Source organism: Larsenimonas rhizosphaerae, from assembly GCF_026240105.1.
Lineage (GTDB): Bacteria > Pseudomonadota > Gammaproteobacteria > Pseudomonadales > Halomonadaceae > Larsenimonas > Larsenimonas rhizosphaerae.
The window spans coordinates 1,337,568-1,358,126 of sequence record NZ_JAPIVE010000001.1; the positions used below are offsets into that span (position 1 = coordinate 1,337,568).

The 20,559-nt window shown below is 57.4% G+C and carries 12 protein-coding genes and 4 tRNA genes; 10 read left to right on the plus strand and 6 right to left on the minus strand.

Translation table 11 applies throughout. The features are described from left to right. Positions 1-4: 4 nt before the first annotated feature. A tRNA-Met gene (locus tag OQ287_RS06235) sits at positions 5-81 on the plus strand. A gap of 46 nt (positions 82-127) precedes the next feature. Here the strand turns inward: OQ287_RS06235 and OQ287_RS06240 are convergent. Further along, the gene (locus tag OQ287_RS06240; protein ID WP_265895853.1) at positions 128-1,432 is read right to left on the minus strand and encodes a M18 family aminopeptidase; all 1,305 of its coding nucleotides are present in this window, start codon (positions 1,430-1,432) and stop codon (positions 128-130) included. A 125-nt stretch (positions 1,433-1,557) separates the two neighbouring features. Between OQ287_RS06240 and OQ287_RS06245 the strand changes: the two genes are divergently transcribed. Then, entirely contained in the window at positions 1,558-3,597 is a 2,040-nt protein-coding gene (locus OQ287_RS06245) for a carboxy terminal-processing peptidase (RefSeq protein WP_250937806.1), read from the plus strand. A gap of 67 nt (positions 3,598-3,664) precedes the next feature. Here OQ287_RS06245 and OQ287_RS06250 read toward each other — a convergent pair whose 3' ends face one another. The 4 genes from OQ287_RS06250 to OQ287_RS06265 form a co-directional block, all read right to left on the minus strand. After that, the gene (locus OQ287_RS06250; RefSeq protein WP_250937809.1) at positions 3,665-3,856 is read right to left on the minus strand and encodes a hypothetical protein; all 192 of its coding nucleotides are present in this window, start codon (positions 3,854-3,856) and stop codon (positions 3,665-3,667) included. A gap of 319 nt (positions 3,857-4,175) precedes the next feature. Further along, positions 4,176-4,251, minus strand: a tRNA-Asn gene (locus OQ287_RS06255). 40 nt (positions 4,252-4,291) lie between these two features. Further along, positions 4,292-4,367 (minus strand) — tRNA-Asn (locus OQ287_RS06260). 110 nt (positions 4,368-4,477) lie between these two features. Then, positions 4,478-4,554, minus strand: a tRNA-Met gene (locus tag OQ287_RS06265). 295 nt (positions 4,555-4,849) lie between these two features. On the opposite strand from OQ287_RS06265, the gene betI reads away from it, so the two are divergent. From betI to OQ287_RS06300, 7 genes are all read left to right on the plus strand, one after another. Further along, entirely contained in the window at positions 4,850-5,473 is a 624-nt protein-coding gene (betI, locus tag OQ287_RS06270) for a transcriptional regulator BetI (protein WP_250937812.1), read from the plus strand. Between the two features lie 44 nt (positions 5,474-5,517). After that, a complete protein-coding gene (gene betB, locus OQ287_RS06275) occupies positions 5,518-6,987 on the plus strand; it encodes a betaine-aldehyde dehydrogenase (RefSeq protein WP_250937815.1) in 1,470 nt (489 codons plus the stop codon). 76 nt (positions 6,988-7,063) lie between these two features. Then, the gene (gene betA / locus OQ287_RS06280; RefSeq protein ID WP_250937817.1) at positions 7,064-8,749 is read left to right on the plus strand and encodes a choline dehydrogenase; all 1,686 of its coding nucleotides are present in this window, start codon (positions 7,064-7,066) and stop codon (positions 8,747-8,749) included. 180 nt (positions 8,750-8,929) lie between these two features. Beyond that, the gene (locus OQ287_RS06285) at positions 8,930-11,380 is read left to right on the plus strand and encodes an acyl-CoA dehydrogenase (protein ID WP_265895854.1); all 2,451 of its coding nucleotides are present in this window, start codon (positions 8,930-8,932) and stop codon (positions 11,378-11,380) included. A gap of 187 nt (positions 11,381-11,567) precedes the next feature. Beyond that, positions 11,568-12,788 (plus strand): efflux RND transporter periplasmic adaptor subunit, encoded by a 1,221-nt coding sequence (locus tag OQ287_RS06290; protein ID WP_265895855.1) that lies wholly within the window; start codon positions 11,568-11,570, stop codon positions 12,786-12,788. Then, the gene (locus OQ287_RS06295; RefSeq protein ID WP_265895856.1) at positions 12,785-15,904 is read left to right on the plus strand and encodes a multidrug efflux RND transporter permease subunit; all 3,120 of its coding nucleotides are present in this window, start codon (positions 12,785-12,787) and stop codon (positions 15,902-15,904) included. Before OQ287_RS06290 ends, OQ287_RS06295 begins: the two co-directional genes overlap by 4 nt. Next, entirely contained in the window at positions 15,901-18,978 is a 3,078-nt protein-coding gene (locus OQ287_RS06300; protein ID WP_265895857.1) for an efflux RND transporter permease subunit, read from the plus strand. Before OQ287_RS06295 ends, OQ287_RS06300 begins: the two co-directional genes overlap by 4 nt. A 42-nt stretch (positions 18,979-19,020) precedes the next feature. On the opposite strand, the gene OQ287_RS06305 is transcribed toward OQ287_RS06300, so the two are convergent. Continuing rightward, complete coding sequence (locus OQ287_RS06305) at positions 19,021-19,599, minus strand: GNAT family N-acetyltransferase (RefSeq protein WP_250937829.1); 579 nt, start codon at positions 19,597-19,599, stop codon at positions 19,021-19,023. Between the two features lie 182 nt (positions 19,600-19,781). On the opposite strand from OQ287_RS06305, the gene OQ287_RS06310 reads away from it, so the two are divergent. Then, complete coding sequence (locus OQ287_RS06310) at positions 19,782-20,525, plus strand: glycerophosphodiester phosphodiesterase family protein (protein WP_265895858.1); 744 nt, start codon at positions 19,782-19,784, stop codon at positions 20,523-20,525. The last annotated feature ends 34 nt before the right edge of the window (positions 20,526-20,559 follow it).

Genomic DNA, 20,559 nt, shown 5'->3' on the forward strand with positions numbered 1-20,559 from the left:
CGACGGCTACGTAGCTCAGCTGGTTAGAGCACATCACTCATAATGATGGGGTCCCCTGTTCGAATCAGGGCGTAGCCACCAGAATTTAAAAACCCGCCTTTTGGCGGGTTTTTTCGTTACTGACTGCTCAGCGATCATTGACGGCAGCAAAAAAGGCCACCAGGGCCCGAATGAGATATTCGGGGTCATGCGCGCCTGCCGTTTCACGAATTGAATGCATGGCCCACTGGGGCAATCCGACATCGATAACCGGGATTCCGAGGGCCGTGGCCGTAATCGGACCGATGGTGCTGCCACACCCCATATCAGCTCGCGTCACAAATTCCTGCACCGGTACCTCGGCCATGGCGCAGGCAGTCCGAAACAGGGCCTGCGTTTGACTGTTGGTCGCATATCGCTGATTGGCATTGACCTTGATTACCGGGCCCCCGTTGATTTTTGGTCCATGATTACCGTCATGCTTCTCCGGGTAATTGGGGTGAAGCGCGTGAGCGTTATCACAGGACACCATGAACGAGCGCTGAATCATGCGCACCCATCCCTCACTTCCCCCTTCGCCAACAGCAGATTCATTGATCCGGGACAGTACGTCACGAAGAAAGCTGCCTTCAGCCCCGCTGGCCGACCCACTGCCCACCTCCTCATGATCGTTTGCTACCAGCAATACGGCCTGATCCGGAGACGCCTCACACAGCGCCTGCGTTGCACAAAAGCACGACAACAGATTATCCAGCCGCGCACTGGCAACAAGCTCACCGTCCCAGCCGATACAAGCTGCAGGCTGAGTATCATAAAGGCACAGCTCATGACCCAACACACACTCTATATCCCCTTCGCCCTGCACCCTCAATAGCTCACGAATCAGATCATCCAGCGTACGGCCTTCACCAACCTGCCACAGCACCGGCGACATCTGGGTCTGTGCATTGAAGGTCCGATTCTTGTTGGCTTCTCGATCCATGTGAATGGCCAACGAAGGTATGACAGCAATTGGCTTCCTGGTATTAATTAATATACCTTCAATTGTCTGATCCGAGCGTCGCACATGCACGCGACCCGCCAGCCCGAGATCACGGTCGAACCAGGGCGCCAGCAAGGCCCCTCCGTACACTTCAACGCCAAGCTGCAACCAGTCATCTGACTGAATCAGAGGATTGGCCTTCAGCCGAAGACAAGGACTGTCGGTATGCGCCCCCATCATGGAAAATCCTTCCAGTGGCTTTTCAGGCAATTGAAATGCAATCAGCGCCGTATCATTGCGGGTAACCATGTATCGGCCCCCCGGTGACAGCGTCCATGCTGACCGCTCATCCAATGCCTGATACCCTGCCTGTGACAATTGATCGGTCATGGTGCTGGTTGCGTGCCACGCCGTCGGAGATGCATCGAGAAACCGACACAAGTGGTCCTGTACCCGGGAAGCTGAAACCATAAAAAAAGCCTCGTGATATGCCTGTTGAATGTTTTGGAAGGCGTCATGAATAAAGCCTGCGCCACGCGCAGACAAGTGCAAGGAATTCAGGAACAAGTGTACATGAAACAGGGAGAGCTTCATTGATGAGCCCACGCGTCGTGGCAAGCCAACTGGCCATTACCCTTCTATGGCTGGCCTTCAGCCTGCCGGCTTCTGCCGCCCCCATCACGTCTACCAGTGAACAACAGCAGGCTTCCAGAGAAGTCAGCGAAGCACTGCGCTATGGCCACTATGACGATGTCACTATGGACCAGGCGTGGTCCAAACGCGCCTTTGAGCGCCTTCTGAAGCTGCTTGACCCTCAACATGTCTACCTGCTGGAAAGCGACATCAATGAATTCAGCGGCCTGGAAGACAGTTTTGGTGATGACATCAAGGAAGGCAACCTGGACCCCATCTACGCCTTTTATGACCGCTTCCAGGACCGCCTTGAAGCCCGACTGAATTACGCCATCAACCAGCTAAGGCAAAAGCCTGTCTTTGACTTTTCAGGCAACGAGCGCATGGTACTGGACCGTGAGGACAGCGACTGGGCAGCCAGCAGCGAGGAACTCGATGCCCTCTGGGACAAGCGCATCAAGAACTCCGCACTGACCATGTCACTGTCAAATACCGCAGATGACGACATCGTCAAACAGCTATTGACCCGCTATGAAAATCAGCTTAACCGTATTCGTCAAACCAAGTCCGAAGACGTGATGAGCGTCATCATGAGCGCCGTTACTGGCTCGATCGACCCTCATACTGAATACCTGTCTCCCAGCCAGGGCGAATCCTTTGATATTCAGATGAAATTGTCACTGGAGGGGATCGGCGCCCTGCTGCAAAGCGAAAACGAATACGTCAAGGTGGCAAGCCTGGTACCCGGCGGCCCGGCCGACAAGGGAGGCGCACTGAAACCCGCCGACCGCATCGTTGCGGTGGGCCAGGGGGAAGACGGCGAAATGACCAATGTGATCGGAATGCGGCTTGATGATGTGGTTGACCTGATTCGAGGCGCAAAAGGCTCTATCGTGCGACTTGAAATCATACCTGCCAAGGCCGTTGATGTGACGCAAACCCACGTCATCAAGATCAAGCGAGATACCGTCAAGCTTGAGGATCAGGCCGCCAAGAGCCAGATTGTCACGCTCGAGCGTGACGGTAGACCGGTCAAGGTAGGCGTTATCACCGTACCCGCCTTCTACGTCGATTTCGAAGCCTGGCAGGCAGGCCGCCAGGACTACCGCAGCACAACCCGTGATGTACGCAAGCTGATCGAGAAGCTCAAGGACCAGGACGTGGAAGGCATTGTGCTCGACTTGCGCAATGATGGCGGTGGCGCCCTTCAGGAAGCCAACTCCATGATCGGCCTGTTCATCGACCGTGGGCCCACGGTACAGGTTCGTGATGCCCGTGGTCGCATCAGCCTCTACGGAGACACCGACCGAGGTGTTGCCTACGACGGGCCACTGGCCGTACTGGTCAACCGACTGTCGGCTTCAGCATCCGAGATTTTTGCAGGCGCCATCCAGGATTACGGACGCGGCATCATCGTAGGCACCCGCACCTTCGGCAAGGGAACCGTTCAGACAATGTCGGATTTGAGCCATGGCGAGCTCAAGATGACACGGGCCAAGTTTTACCGAATCACCGGAAAAAGCACCCAGATGAAAGGCGTCACGCCGGACATCAGCTTCCCGAGCATGCTCGACAGCGAGGAAATCGGTGAAAGCGCACTGGACAACGCCCTGCCCTGGGATACCGTCCGCCCGGTCAACTACCGCCGTTACGGCAATCCGGCACGCTGGATGAGTGAACTTGAAAAACGCCACGAACAGCGCGCATCCAACGATCCCAACTTCCGATACCTCGAGCAGGAAGCACGTCTGGCCAGAAAACTGCGGGAACAGACCAGCTCGGTCAGCCTGAACAAGCGTCAGCGCAAAAACGAAATGGATGCCCAGGAGGCGGAGCAACTCTCGCTCGAGAACCAACGCCGGCGCGCACTGAAATTACCCGAGATAAAGGACTGGACTGACAGCCGTGACGATAAGGACAGCGCCACCCCAATTGACGAGGCTGAACTCAATGAAAGTGCTGCCATCCTTTATGATTACCACCAGCTGATGCAGGACCAGTAATCGATCACTCCATCCTGAAAAAAAGCCGCTGATAGGTATCAGCGGCTTTTTTATTTATTCAATAACATTAGCGGTCCAGCCACACCAGCACGTCCATCATGGTTTGATGATCAATGTCGTACTGAGCCATCAGGGCATCAAGCCGCTTCTTGAACTGCTCATCCACATCGTTGCGAGTATCCAGCCCGCGCAGCAACTCACCCAGTTGCGCATCCAGCGCCCACTTCTCCTTTACGGACAAGACGTTTTCACGAGACATGCGAATCCTTTAACACTACTGTCAGCAATAAAAATCAATACATCAGGGAAACCCGTCAGGAAAGCACAGGCAGTATAAATACCTGCAGGCCCGACCGCGATCTACGCGCCATTGACACGAACGCAGGCCAAACACCAGCGGCCACGGGCAGCTGGTGCTGTTCTTTTAGCAAAGCATACGCTTAAAGGCAAATAAATACAGAAAGGTCAAGCATTATCTACATCAGATAAAACCAGGATCGATGAACGACACTAATAGATATGACAATGAAATTCTTGCAGAACCACAAAAAGGAGATTTACCGGCAGGATTTACAAAATGGCTCCCCGAACAGGACTCGAACCTGTGACCCAATGATTAACAGTCATTTGCTCTACCAACTGAGCTATCGGGGAACATACATATTGTAAATTGTAACTCGGACATCAGGGATAATGGCTCCCCGAACAGGACTCGAACCTGTGACCCAATGATTAACAGTCATTTGCTCTACCAACTGAGCTATCGGGGAATGACGTCCTGAGTACGCGGCGTAGTATAAGGATTTTAAATCGCTCGTCAACACCTGTGGCAATGACGCTCCTTATTTTCTACTACACCCATGGCTTACGCCATTTCAAGTGGTGGCTACGCCCTGATTCGAACAGGGGACCCCATCATTATGAGTGATGTGCTCTAACCAGCTGAGCTACGTAGCCAACAACGGCAAGTATCTTACACCATGGAAATTTACATGCAAGTACTTATTTTTACAGGCCTAACTGTCAAAGCGGGAAAACGCGGAAAACAGGTGCGATCAATGCCCTTTTCTTCTCTGGCGTTTACAGGCCGGCACCGTTCAATGTCTGACCCGATGCGCCGATTTCAGTAAAACAATCCTGCAATGAACACTCGAAACGCCGAACTTCTTTTATTGATTGAACGTTCAATAAAAAATGATACACTGACTGTATTAACGGTAATCCCATTATCGCGATACCCGGGAGCAAGCGCATGCCTAAAGTAGGAATGGAGCCCATCCGCCGCCATCAGTTGATCAAGGCCACCATGGAGGCCATCGATGATGTCGGTCTTGCAGATGCCACCATCGCACGCATTGCATCGCGCGCTGGCGTATCGACCGGCATCATCAGCCATTATTTTGGTGGCAAGGGCGGGCTGCTGGAAGCCACCATGCGCCACATTCTTGCTGATCTGGGCGATGCCGTAAGCCAGCGCCAAAGGATGCTGGGCACCAGTGATCCGCGCGCGCACCTCCGGGCTATCGTTGAAGCCAACTTCGATCGCAGTCAGATCAGCCGCAGCGTCATGAAAACCTGGCTGGCCTTCTGGACCACCAGCATGCACCGGGACGATCTGATGCGGCTGCAGCGCGTCAATGACCGCCGCCTCTACTCCAATCTGTGCTTTCAGTTTCGCAAGAAAATGCCTCGTGACGAGGCCCAGAACGCTGCCCGCGGCCTAGCGGCCCTGATCGACGGATTATGGCTTCGCGGTGCACTGGCACCGGAGGGCCTCAATATCCCCAGGGCGATCTGTATCGCGTTTGATTTCATCGATGAACAATTCAACAAGACAGCCGACCACGCCGGCAACCTGGAACAGGCGTGCCGGTAGTTACCTTTTCAATGACACCTCCATTCAACTCAGGGAGCGATGGTATGAGCGTTTTCGAGACCCAGAAGCTTTACATCAACGGTCAGCACGTAGAAGCGACCTCCGGCGAAACCTTCGACACGATCAACCCGGCAACCGGTGAGGTACTTGCCACTGTGCAGCAGGCATCTCAGGCAGATGTCGACAAGGCTGTCGACGCCGCACGTCAGGGGCAGAAGGTCTGGGCGGCAATGACCGGGATGGAGCGTTCACGTATCCTTCGCCGTGCCGTCACCCTGTTGCGCGAGCGCAATGATGAACTGGCTCGTCTGGAAACCCTTGATACCGGCAAGGCCATGAGCGAAACCACGGCGGTGGATATCGTGACCGGTGCCGATGCCCTTGAATACTACGCAGGCCTGGCTACCGCAGTGGAAGGTCAGCAGATCCCGCTGCGCGAGGATTCCTTCGTATATACCCGCCGCGAGCCGCTCGGTGTCTGTGCCGGCATCGGGGCATGGAACTACCCGATTCAGATTGCCTGCTGGAAGTCTGCTCCGGCTCTGGCAACCGGCAACGCCATGGTATTCAAACCCAGCGAAGTCACGCCGCTGACGGCCATGAAACTGGCTGAAATCCTTACCGAAGCCGGCCTGCCGGACGGTGTATTCAACGTGGTTCACGGCGATGGCCGTGTTGGCGCCATGCTGACCGAGCATATGGGCATCGACAAGATTTCCTTTACCGGTGAAGTCGGTACCGGCAAGAAGGTCATGGCAGCCTCTGCAGCCTCTTCCCTTAAGGAAGTAACCGTGGAACTGGGTGGCAAGTCACCCCTGATCGTCTTTGCCGACGCCGACATTGATCGCGCCGTTGACGGTGCCATGATGGCCAACTTCTACTCTACCGGTCAGGTCTGCACCAACGGCACACGCGTGTTTGTCGAACGCAGCATCAAGGATGACTTTGAAGCACGTCTTCTTGAGCGCCTCAAGAACATCAGGGCCGGTGACCCACTGAAGGAAGACACCAACTTTGGCCCACTGGTCAGCTTCGAGCATATGGAAAAGGTCATCTCCTATCTGGAGCTTGGCCAGCAGGAAGGCGCACGCCTTCTGGCCGGTGGTCACCGCATGACGGAAGGTGAATTTGCAAAGGGTGCCTACGTTGAAGCCACTGTCTTCACCGATTGCACCGATGACATGCGCATCGTCAGGGAAGAAATCTTCGGGCCGGTCATGTCCATACTCGCCTTCGATGACGAAGAAGAAGTCATTCGCCGCGCCAATGATACCGAATACGGCCTGGCCGCCGGGGTCTTCACTGAAAGCCTGAACCGTGCACATCGAGTCATCCACCGGATGGAAGCCGGCATCTGCTGGGTCAACACCTGGGGTGATTCACCTTCTGAAATGCCGGTCGGTGGGTACAAGCAGTCCGGTGTCGGCCGCGAAAACGGAGTGATCACGCTGGGGCACTATACCCGCGTCAAATCAGTGCAGATCGAAATGGGCCCGTTTGAATCCGCCTTCTGAAATCGGCGGGGCCGGCCTGCCGGCCCCCTTCCCTGCGGTGACGCAACCCACGACGACCTGACACGAGGAATACACCATGGCAGATCGCCAGGAATTTGATTACGTCATTATTGGTGCCGGCTCTGCCGGTAATGTACTGGCCACACGTCTGACCGAGGATCGTGATGTAACGGTACTGCTGCTTGAAGCGGGCGGTCCGGACTATCGACTCGACTTCCGGACCCAGATGCCGGCAGCGCTGGCCTTTCCGCTACAGGGAAAAAGGTACAACTGGGCCTTTGAGACCGACCCCGAACCCCATATGGACAACCGCCGGATGGAGTGTGGTCGTGGCAAGGGGCTGGGCGGCTCATCGCTGATCAATGGCATGTGCTATATCCGGGGTAACGCCATGGATCTCGACAGATGGGCCGAACGGCCAGGCCTGTCGGACTGGACCTATGCAGACTGTCTTCCGTATTACCGCAAGGCAGAGAGCCGTGACATCGGCCCCAACGATTACCACGGCGGCACAGGCCCGGTCAGTGTTGCCACACCCAAACAGGATACCAATCCGCTGAATCTCGCCTTCATTCAGGCCGGTGTCGATGCCGGATATCCGCGCACCGATGACCTGAACGGCTATCAGCAGGAAGGCTTCGGCCCGATGGATCGTACGACAACGCCCAACGGACGCCGTGCCTCTACCGCGAGAGGTTATCTTGATACCGCAAGACAGCGCGATAATCTGACCATTGAAGTACACGCCACCACGGACCGCATTCTGTTCGAGGGCAAGCGGGCGGTAGGCGTTACGTATGATCAGAAAGGCACCCGCAAGGAAGTGCACGCTCGCAAGGAAGTACTGCTGTGTGGTGGAGCCATCGCCTCGCCACAGATTCTGCAGCGCTCGGGAGTAGGCGATCCGGAGTGGCTGAGCGAATTGAACATCGATGTGGTTCATGAACTGCCAGGTGTCGGCAAGAACCTGCAGGATCACCTCGAGATGTACATTCAATATGAATGCAAGAAGCCGATTTCGCTCTACCCGTCGCTGAAAATCCATAACCAGCCCAAAATCGGGCTTGAGTGGATGATGTTCGGCAAGGGCATCGGTGCGAGCAATCAGTTCGAGGCAGGCGCCTTTATCCGCTCGGACGACAACGAAGAATGGCCCAACCTGCAGTACCACTTCCTGCCGATTGCCATCAGCTACAACGGCAAGAGTGCAGTCGAAGCACACGGTTTCCAGGCTCACGTCGGATCCATGCGCTCCAACAGCCGTGGCCGCATCAAGCTGCGCTCCACTGACCCGCATGATGCCCCCAGCATTCTATTCAACTACATGGCCGAAGAGCGCGACTGGGAAGAGTTCCGTGCCGGTATCAGGCTCACACGAAACATCATCAATCAGCCGGCCATGGATGAATTCCGGGGCGAGGAAATTGCGCCTGGAGCGCATGTTCAAAGTGATGAAGAGCTTGATGCCTTCGTACGCGAGCATGCCGAAACGGCCTACCACCCCTGCGGCTCCTGCAGAATGGGTGATGATGACATGGCCGTGGTCGATGGCGAAGGACGAGTACACGGCATGGAAGGGCTTCGCGTGATCGATGCGTCACTGATGCCTGTCATTGTTACCGGCAACCTGAATGCCACCACCATCATGATGGCTGAAAAGCTGGCCGACAAGGTACGGGGACGCGCCCCACTGCCGAAATCCGATGCCGACTATTTCAAGGCAGAAGGCCGGCCGGCCCATGAGGCGCCCAAACGCGCCTGATCCCACCGTCGATCAGACCACTGCCTCATGTCATCAAGGCCCGCCACTGGCGGGCCTTTCCGTTTGATATTGACTGAAGAAATCAGCAGCATCTTCTACACCTTTAGCAGGGCTTGGCAGTACAGTGGTTTCTCCTCTACAGTGATTCAAACGACCGTTTAAATATACCGGGAGCCCGCCATGATAACCTTGCTCATCCTAGTGATCACCGCAGGAGCCACCCTGTGGTTACTGGCTCGAGAAGCGGGTGCCAAACCCGTAATGAGCCTTTTCCTCGTGCTGGGAACCGTGGCCCTGTTCCTGCATTCCTGGGTCATAGGAGTGCTCTGGTGGTTGATCGGTATTACCCTGGCCGTCTGCGGCCTTAAAAACGTTCGCCGCCACTGGCTGACGCCCAGACTGTTCAATCTGTTCAAACAGGTGGCCCCCCGGGTTTCGGAAACCGAGCGTATTGCCCTGGAAGCCGGCACGGTATTCTGGGATGGCGAGCTGTTCAGCGGTCGCCCCCAGTGGAACCGGCTGTTCGATCAACGCTGTGACGACTTTACGGAAGAGGAACAGGCTTTCATCGATCATCAGTGCAGCGTGGCTGCCAGCATGTGTAATGCCTGGGAAATTTCAAGAGAGAGAGCCGACCTGCCTGAAGAGCTCTGGGCCTACCTCAAGCGCGAACGTTTCTTCGGCATGATCATTCCGAAACAGTACGGCGGCCTGGGCTTTTCAGCCAGGGCGCAATCTGCCGTACTGCAAAAGCTGTCGATCGATGAAACCCTGATGGTGACGGTCGGCGTGCCCAACTCACTCGGGCCTGGCGAGCTACTGATGAAATACGGCACCGAGGAGCAGAAGAATCACTACCTGCCCCGGCTGGCCGACGGCCGTGAAATTCCCTGTTTCGGGCTGACCGGACCGCGTGCCGGCAGTGATGCGACCTCCATTCCTGATATCGGCCAGGTGTGCCGTCGAATGTTCAGAGGCAAGGAAACCCTGGGCATTGCACTGACCTTTGAAAAGCGCTGGATTACTCTGGCCCCCATCGCCACCGTGGTCGGGCTGGCCTTCCGCCTTTTCGACCCGGAAAAACTGCTGAGTGACATTGAAGATCGGGGCATTACCTGCGCCCTGGTCCCCCGTGACACCGACGGCCTGTCCATCGGCCGCCGCCATCACCCGATCGGCAGCCCGTTCATGAACGGTCCGATTCGCGGCAAGGACGTTTTCATTCCACTGGACTGGGTCATTGGCGGACCGGACATGGTCGGTCAGGGCTGGCGGATGCTGGTCGAGTGCCTGTCCATCGGACGCTGTATCACCCTGCCGTCAGGATCCAGTGGTGAGGGCCGCTATCTGGTGGGACATGCCGGTGGCTACACCCGCATTCGCCGTCAGTTCAACCAACCGGTGGCCGATATGGAAGGTGTACAGGAAGCCCTCGCTCGACTGGCCAGCCGAGCCTACATTGCACAGGCGGCCGTGATGCATACGGCCAACATGATCGACCACGGCATCAAGCCGGCGGTGCCCTCCGTGATCATCAAGACGCATCTGACCGAGATGGCACGCCAGATGATGATTGATGCGATGGATGTCCATGGCGGCAGGGCCGTAACGCTTGGACCGCGTAACTACATCGGTCTGGCCTTTGCAGCCACGCCGGTATTGATCACGGTAGAAGGGGCCAACATCATGGGGCGCAGCCTGATGATCTTCGGTCAGGGCGCCATTCGCTGCCATCCTTACGTGCTCAAGGAGCTGGCGGCCAAGGATCAGGATGACCTGATTGCCTTTGATGGTGCCGTGTTCAGTCACATCGGATTTGTGGCCGGCAACGGGGCTCGAAGCCTGCTGCATGGTCTGGGACTGACCAGACCCGCTTCCAGCATAGACGCTACCCTTGCATCGCATGCGCGGGCCATCGACCGACTGAGCAGTGGCTTTGCCCTGTGTGCCGATGCTGCCATGGGATCACTGGGCAGCCAGCTCAAGCGGCGTGAGATGCTCTCGGCTCGACTCGGTGACACCCTGTCCAACCTTTATCTGGCCTCGATGGTCATCAAGCAGGCCAATGAGCGCGCTCTGGTGGAAGAAGAACACGGCCTATTGAATTTCAGCCTCGACCGGCTGCTCTACAATGCCGAAAAGGGATTGATCGACTTTCTCGCCAACCTGCCCAACCGAGCACTGGCCACAATATTGAAACCGCTGATCTTCCCCCTTGGGCGGCGTCACCAGATCCCCTCGGACCAGGTTGCCCGGCGCATTGCTCAGGCTATTTCGACCGACACACCACTTCGTCATCGCCTGACCGAACTGACCTGGGACACATGGCAGGAAGGCGATCGCGAAAATCCGCTGTATCGTTACAACTGCCTGCTCAGGGATCAGGCTCGGGCAGAACCGCTTTATAAAAAGCTTCAGAAGGCTCAATCCCGGGGTGATATACCGGCCCACAAGCTGCACCCCGAGCAACGGATTGAAGCCGGTATCGCCAGCGGTCTGCTCAGTGCCGAAGAAGGCGAATTCATGATTGCCTTCGAAACCGAGGTACTGGACATGCTGACCGTCGATGACTTCGACTTTGATGCCTTTGCACTGGATAAACATCACAGCAGCGCTCATCACTTCGAGTGATCCCACCGCGGCAGGATGCCTTGTCATCCTGCCGTTTGTTTATGGCATTTCCTTCAGGTTTGTTTTCCTACCTGCCCGCTTTTCTTTATGCTGTAGACACTTCCTTTTCAAATATCAGGTCAATTCAGCACGGTAAGCCTGCCTGCCGACCTGCCCCAGTAGATTTGATTTCAACCGGATGTCACTGATGACCTCACCCAAGGCCCCAGCCCGCCCACTCGTGCGGCGTCCCCTGTTCTGGGTTGTATTGATTGCGGCCCTGCTCTTGATCGCACTGACCGTATCAAGATTCAACCACACCCCTGATGACAAGACAGGCCAGCCAGCGGCCCCGACCACGGCTGTTTCAACACAACAGGCGATCGAGGCCGATTTCCCGGTAGAAGTCACCGCACTGGGTACCGTCAAGTCTCTGAAAGGCATCGAGGTCCGCCCCCGCGTCGAAGGTGAATTACTGTCGGTAGATGTCAGAGAAGGCCAGCAGGTAAAAAAAGGCGATGTCATTGCCCGGATAGATCCCCGCAGCTACCAGGCACAGCTTGATCAGGCCCGAGGGCAACTGGCCCAGGACCAGGCACAGCTGTCCACGGCCCGGGATGATCTGGCACGCTATCAAAAGCTGATCAAAACCAATTCCATCTCGCGACAGGATCTTGAAACCCAGCAGCAGCTGGTCAGGCAATATACCGGCACGGTCGCTTCGGACAAGGCCAGCGTTGAGGATGCAAAAGTACAACTCGATTACACGACACTGACCGCGCCGATCGATGGCCGCATCGGTATCCGCAACGTGGACCCCGGCAATATTGTCCAGCTCGGGGACGAAGACCCGCTGATGACCCTGACAGACCTTTCCGCCATGAGCGTGGTCTTTTCCCTGCCATCTCGCTACCGCAATGATATTCTGCCACGCTTCGATGCTGGCCAGCCCCTGAAGGTCACGGTGCTCGATGATGCTGATGCTCCCCTGGCAACAGGTAGCGTTACCGGTGTGGACAGCATGATCAATACCGCTACCGGCACGCTCAGGCTGCGCGCTCGTGTCGACAATGATGAAGCCTCGCTCTACCCCAATCAGTTCGTCAATGTCCAGCTGGTGCTGCATACTCTGAAAGGGGCTGTCGTTCTGCCGCGCTCTGCCATTCAGACCAGTGACGACAAAAGCTTTGTCTACCACGTCGAGGGCGACAAAGTATCACGCCGCCCTGTCACTCTGGCCGCTGACAGTGATACGCGGGTAGCCGTGGCAGAGGGAGTATCGGCAGGAGATGACATCGTTGTCGACGGCGTTGATCGGCTGAGCGATGGTGCCAGAGTCAAGGTGGTGAGCCACGCCCTGCCAGGTGACCCGGCTTCCGAGGCCAAGGGCAGTCCCACCGGCCCAGCAGATGCCGAGCCGGACGCATGAACCCGTCTCGCCTGTTCATACAACGCCCCATTGCTACCACGCTGGTGATGGTCGCCATACTGATCACCGGCATCCTTGCCTACCGGTTACTGAGCATTGCCTCCCTCCCGCAGGTGGATTATCCGACGATCCAGGTCAAGACCCTGTATCCCGGCGCAGGACCGGACATCATGCTGTCCCACATTACTGCTCCACTGGAAGACGAGCTGGGCGAGATTTCCGGACTGGATACCATGAGTTCCACCAGCACGGGGGGCGCCTCGCTGATCACCCTGCGCTTCGGCCTGGATATCGATATCGGCACCGCAGAACAGGACGTTCAGGCTGCCATCAATCAGGCCAACAGCCTGCTGCCGAAGGATTTGCCCCAGCCACCGAGCTATAGCAAGGTCAATCCGGCCGATACGCCGGTACTGACGCTGGCCGTTACCTCGAGCACGCTGCCGCTGACCAGGGTCCACGACCTGGTGGATACCCGTGTAGCTCAGAAAATTTCCCAGATTACCGGCGTAGGCGAAGTATCGGTCATCGGTGGTCACAAACCGGCCGTACGCGTACGCGTTGATACCCGCAAGCTGGCCGCCCGCGGGCTGGATATGGAAGACGTTCGTACAGCCATCAGCAATGCCAACGTCAACCTTGCCAAGGGCAGCCTGTATGGCCGCTACCGTACCCTTACCCTGGATGCCAACGATCAACTGACCTCGGCTGATCAGTATCGTCGCCTGATTCTGACGCACGACAACGGCGCCGTACTGCGTCTGGCCGATGTGGCCGAGGTCTCCGATGGCAGTGAGAATGCCTACCTTTCGGCCACGGCAGACGGGACGCCGGCCATCATTCTCAATGTCCGACGACAGCCGGGCGCCAACGTTATTCAGGTGGTGGATAACATCAAGCGGCTACTGCCATCCCTGGAACGCACCCTGCCCGGCAATCTGTCAGTCAACGTCATGAATGATCGCACCACGACCATTCGCTCTTCCATTGACGATGTACAGTTCGAACTGGTGCTGGCAGTCGCGCTGGTCGTCATGGTGACCTTTCTGTTTCTGCGCAATATTCCTGCCACCATCATCCCGAGCCTGGCCGTGCCCCTTTCACTGGTAGGCACCTTCGGCGTGATGTACCTGCTCGGCTTCAGCCTGAATAACCTGTCATTGATGGCCCTGACCATCGCAACCGGGTTCGTGATCGATGATGCTATCGTGGTGCTGGAAAACATCATGCGGCATATCGAAAATGGCGACCGCCCCTACAAGGCTGCCCTCAAGGGATCGCGGGAAATCGGCTTTACAATCGTATCGCTGACAGTCTCGCTGCTGGCGGTATTGATCCCACTGCTGTTCATGGGTGATGTCGTGGGCCGACTGTTTCGGGAATTTGCCATGACACTGGCCATCTCGATCGTCATCTCCGCATTTGTGTCGCTGACGCTGACCCCGATGCTGTGCTCGAAGATGCTGAAGGCACGCCCTGAAAAGGCAGGAAACGATGCCCGTCGCCGGACCCTGTTCGAGCGACTAGGCAGTAGCTACGCTCGAGCCCTTTCCAGAGTGATGCACCATCAGCGCCTGACCCTGCTTGTGGCACTGGGCACATTTGGCGTGACCGCAGTCCTGTATCTCTCCATCGCCAAGGGGTTGTTCCCAACCCAGGATACCGGCCTGATCCAGGGGATCTCCGTGGCAAGCCAGGACACTTCCTACCAGGCCATGACGGCCCGCCAACAGGCACTGGTCAAGGCGCTGATCAAGGATCCGGCCGTGGAGAGCATTACCTCCTTCATCGGTATTGATGGCACCAACACCACCCTCAATACCGGGCGCCTGCAGTTGAGGCTGTCCCCGATCGGTGGTCGTGACGACAGCCGCGAAGTCATTACCCGATTGCAACATCGCGTAGCCGATCTGCCGGGGATAACCCTGTACCTGCAACCGGTGCAGGATCTGACACTCGAAGACAGCGTCAGCCGCAATCAGTATCAGTTCACGCTCACCAATACCGACCGGAAAAGACTGGATCAGGAAGTCCCGCGCCTGATTGATCAGCTGGCGCGCTCACCGGTGCTGTCCAGTGTATCGACCGACCTTCAAAACAACGGGCGCAAGCTCATGGTGACCATCGATCGAGACCGGGCCAGCCGGCTGGGCGTATCCGTGGCCGATATCGACAATGCCCTGTATAACGCCTTTGGTCAGCGCCTGATTTCCACCATCTTCACCCAGTCAAACCAGTACCGTGTCGTCCTGAGTGTTGACCAACAGCATCAACAGGGACCATCCGCACTGTCGAGGCTTTATGTGGTGGATGACAATGACAACCGCATTCCGCTATCAACACTGACAAATATCAGCGAAACCACCACGGCGCTGTCCATTCAGCGACGAGATCAGTTCCCGTCGGCACTGATCTCGTTTGATGTTGCCGAAGGCTACTCTCTTTCCCAGGCCTTTGATGCCATTGATGATGCCAGACAGGCCAGCCGGCTTGATGCCGGTACCGAGCTTGCCTATCGCGGAGCGGCACTGTCATTCTCGTCATCAACAAGCAATACGCTCTGGCTGGTACTTGGTGCCATCGTCACGATGTACATCGTGCTGGGGGTACTTTATGAAAGCTTCATTCACCCACTGACGATTCTATCGACCCTGCCGTCGGCGGCCATTGGGGCCCTGCTGGCACTGATGGCAAGTGGCAATAACCTGGGGATGGTCGGCATCATCGGCATCATCCTGCTGATCGGTATCGTCAAGAAAAACGCCATCATGATGATCGACTTCGCCCTTGATGCCGAACGCCATCAGGGCCTGGCGCCTGAGGATGCCATCTATCAGGCTGCCTGCCTGCGCTTCAGGCCCATCATGATGACGACCTTTGCGGCCCTGCTCGGCGCCCTGCCACTGATGTTCGCCAGCGGATATGGTGCCGAGCTCCGCCAGCCCCTCGGGCTGGCCATGGTCGGAGGCCTGATGGTCAGCCAGCTGCTCACCCTGTTTACCACGCCGGTGATCTATTTGTTCTTTGACCGACTGGCCGGCCGATGGCGCCGCACGTCGAACACCGGCGGCCCGGAGACCGAGCCTGCAGATCCCGACCATGGAGCGCACCCGTGAGCCTGTCATCGCCCTTCATTCGGCGACCGATTGCCACGGTACTGCTGTCGCTGGCCATTATCATGGCCGGTACGCTGTCCTACTTTCGGCTGCCGGTGGCCCCGCTGCCGGATGTGTCGTTTCCGGTCATCATGGTCAGCGCCAACCTGGCCGGCGCCAGCCCTGAAACGATGGCATCGACGGTTGCCACTCCCATTGAGCGGTCGCTGGGCAGCATTGCCGGTATCAGTCAGATGACGTCGTCCAGTTCGACTGGCTCAACGCGCGTCATCATTCAATTCGACATGGACAAGGACATCAACGATGCGGCCCGGGAAGTGCAGGCGGCCCTGAATTCGGCCCAGGCCCTGCTGCCCAGCGCCATGAAAAGCCGCCCGACCTACCGCAAGTTCAATCCGGCGGATTCGCCGATCATGATCCTGAGTCTGACCTCGAGCACCCTGAGCCAGGGAGCGCTGTACTCCATGGCAGATGAGCAGGTCTCACCCAGGGTAGCGCAGGCAAAGGGAGTCGGTAACGTGTCAGTGGCCGGCAGCTCATCCCCGGCCATACGCATCAACCTGAACCCGGTCAGGCTGGACCATGCCGGCATTGCGCTCGATCAGGTCAGCGCAGCCATCAGCAATACCAACAGCAACGCCCCCAAGGGCTTTGTTCACAGCGGGCTGTATCGCTGGGAAGTGGACAGCAACAGCCAGTTGTTTGATGTCGATAGCTACCGTCAGCTGGTATTGAGCGATGATGGCAAGGGCAACATCATACGACTGGGTGATGTGGCACGGATCGGCCGGGGCGTTGAAGATATCTACCGGGTCGGTTTTCTGAACGAGACGCCAGCAGTGCTGATGGTCGTGACGGCCGCCAGCGGGGCCAACGTCATCGAGACCATCGACGGTATCAAGGCCCGAATGACAGATATCGCCCGTAGCCTGCCTGCCAGCGCGCAGCTGACTACGGTCATGGATCGCTCTCCAGGCATACGGGGGTCACTGCACGAAACCCAGCTTACCCTGCTGCTGGCCGTAGCTCTGGTGGTAATGGTGGTCTTCGTCTTTCTGCGCAGCGGACGGGCGACGCTGATTCCCAGTGCCACCATTCCAGTGTCAGTGCTGGGAACGTTCGGCATGATGTATCTGCTGGGCTACTCCCTCGACAGCCTGTCACTGATGGCCCTGATCGTAGCCATCGGGTTTCTGGTCGATGACGCCATCGTGGTCACCGAAAACATCGCACGTCATATCGAGCGCGGCCTGCCCCCCATGCGCGCCGCCCTTGAAGGTGCACGAGAAGTCGGCTTTACAGTGATGTCGATGAGCCTGTCACTGGTGGCTGTCTTTATACCCCTGCTGCTGCTCGGCGGGATAGCGGGTCGGCTTTTCCATGAATTTGCCATGACCCTGTCCATTACCGTACTGGTATCACTGGTCGTATCATTGACCCTGACACCCATGCTGTGCGCCCGCTGGCTGAAGCCGCATCATGCCTCCGAACCCGGCCGAATGACTCGGTGGGTCAATCACCTGGGCGAGATGTTCAACCGCGGCTACGCCCGCAGCCTGGATATGGCCCTGCGTCACCGGCGGCTGACCCTTTTGTCACTGGTCGCGGTCATTGTTCTGAATGGCTACCTTTATGCCGCCATCGACAAGGGCTTTATCCCTGACCAGGATACCGGCCGACTGATGGGTACGGCCAAGGCCGACCAGGGCATCTCGTTCAATGCCATGACAGCCAAGCTCGACACCCTGCGGGCGCGGCTGCTGGCCAATCCGAACGTGCACCAGGTGCTCGGGTTTGTTGGCGGCAGTGGCCCGGGCGGCGGAGGCAGCAATTCAGCAACGCTTTTCATCACCCTGAAAAACGAGCGCACCCAGGACACCCGGACCATTGCCAATGAGCTGACAGCCAGCACCAGCGACATGGCAGGCATGAGCGTCTACATGCGCGCTCTGCAGGATCTTCAGTTTGGTGGCCGGGAAAGCAATGGGCAGTATGAGGTCACACTGAAAAGCGACAACCTGTCCCTGCTCAATGAATGGGCACCCAGGGTGCAGGAAAAACTGAGAAGCGTGGATGCCATTACCAGCGTCAGCTCCGACAGCCAGAGTCAGGGGCTGTCACTGACACTTCAGGTAGATCGAGACAAGGCGTCTCGGCTGGGAGTCGACATGACCACGATCGATACCCTGTTGCAGGGGGCCTTCAGCCAGAAGCAGGTCGCCAGTGTCTATCAGGGAGCCCACCAGTACTACGTCATCATGGCACTGGATGCCCGCTATCGGCGCTCGGCAGATATTCTGTCGCGCCTCCATGTGTTCAACAGGGACGGCGACCGGATTCCCCTGTCGGCCTTCAGCCATGTCGAGCGCACCAACACGCCGGTCAGCGTCAGCCATCAGAACCAGTTTGCTGCTACCACGGTATCCTTCAACCTGGCCGATGGGGCCACTCTGGACGCTGCCACGACGCGTATCAACGAGGCGCTGGATCAGCTCGGCCTGCCTACCGCCATTCAGGCTGGCTTTGAAGGCGGGGCGGCCAGATACCAGGAAGGTGCCTCTGCCATGCCGCTGATCATTCTAGGCGCACTGGTGACGGTCTACCTGGTGCTGGGCATTCTATATGAAAGTTATATTCATCCATTGACCATACTGTCCACCCTGCCCTCCGCCGGTATCGGTGCACTGCTGCTGCTCATGCTATTGGGTAAGCCCTTTACCCTGATTGCCGCCATCGGCATCATCCTGCTGATCGGTGTGGTCAAGAAAAATGCCATCATGCTGGTAGATTTTGCGCTCGACGCAGAACGCAATCGCAAACTGCCACCGCTTGAAGCGATCCGTGAAGCCGCACTGGTGCGTTTTCGCCCCATCATGATGACGACACTGGCCGCCATTCTGGGCGCGCTGCCATTGATGTTCGGCACCGATGAAAATGCAGACATTCGCGCACCGCTGGGTATTTCAATCGTCGGGGGGCTGATTGTCAGTCAACTGCTGACCCTCTATACCACGCCGGTGGTATATCTGTATCTGGACAAGTTGCGGCGAGGCAGAAAAGCTACTGACGAGTAAGGGCGGGATACCACCCCCTGCAGGATCAGGGGGTGGGGCATGTCAGCCGGCGCTGAGGGATGGCGCTTCGGCAAGGGCCGTGGTGAAGCGGTTTTTCCATTCTTCAAACAGCTCCGACTTGTGCTTGAAGCTTCGAAGAATGACGTCTTCATCAAAGCTGACGGTTTCCGGTGCCTCATGAAGGGAGGTCACTCGCGCCAGCTGGTTGAACCCGACCCGGCTGCCGGTATCCGCGTAAAACCACTTGTTGAACCCCAGCGCATGGAAAAACTGCTCCAGACGTGGGTCGCGGGTTTCCACCCGAAGACTGGTCGTGGCCGTCAGCCGCTCCACCAGCTCACGCCCATATCCCTGTCCGCGCACGTGTTCAGGGGTTACCATCAGCTTCAGCTCCAACCCTTCGCCTTCGATATCCAGTACCAGAAGCGCAGTACTCAAGACCTTCTGACGGGCATCAAGCAGGGCCACCACTCGGGCCGCATCGTTATCTATCAGGGCAGCCAGGGCCCCGGTAAATACAACCAGCGGCTTGAGGCCGGCCTGCTTGCCATATACTTCGGCGCACATCAGCGCCACGCAGCTGTCACGCTGCGCCTTGTCCTTGATTTCGGCCACTCTCATGCGGAGACTCTTTATTACTGAACACGCCCGTATTTGATGCATACGATTTCACCGCGGAGCCTAGCACAGCCAGCGTCGATCGCGCAGTAAAACAGCATGCACCGCTGGCAGGTACCTGCAACACGCTATACTTTTTACCCGGTGAGCTTCACCGCTATTTTCTACCGCAGGACAGATTCAACATGGCACTTCCACAATTTATCGGCCATCGGGGATACAGCGCCCGAGCACCTGAAAACACTCTGTCTGCACTGCATGCAGCCGCGGATGCAGGCATTGCCTGGGTCGAACTCGATGTACAGTGCCTGGGCGATGGCACGCCGGTCATCTGGCATGACACCCACGTCCGACGGTGCAGTGATGGCAAGGGCCGGCTCAAGGAGCTGACCCTTGCCGAGGCCAGACAACTTGATGTAGGACGCTGGTTCGATCCGCGCTTTGAAGGCGAGCGCATGGCCACGCTCAAGGAAGCGCTGGATGTCATTGCCGAGCGCGGACTGGGACTCAATCTGGAGTTCAAACTGGATCATCGGGACGAGCCGTCCCCACTGATTGATGCGGTGCTTCCGATTCTGAACGGCGGGTTACCGCGAGAGCGCCTGCTGCTGTCGAGCTTTTCAAACGACGTGCTTGATGAGATACGCCAGCGGGATAAAAAGGCCCCCCTGGGGATTCTGTTTAGCGAGGAAATACCCAGAGACTGGCTCTGGGACGCGGAACGGCTGGAACCGGAGAGCATCCACGTCGACTGGCGCTACATGAACGAAGCGAGGGCGCGGGAAATCATCGAAGGCGGCATGGCACTGGTCTGCTACACCGTGAACGACCCCGACAGGTTCAATGACTGGTGGGACATTGGTGTCACCAGCGTCATCAGTGATGACCCATTGCGTTTTGATCGCTTCACCCGGGCACTCGAGAACTGATGGGGCGGTGGCCGTTCCATGACGGCCACCGACA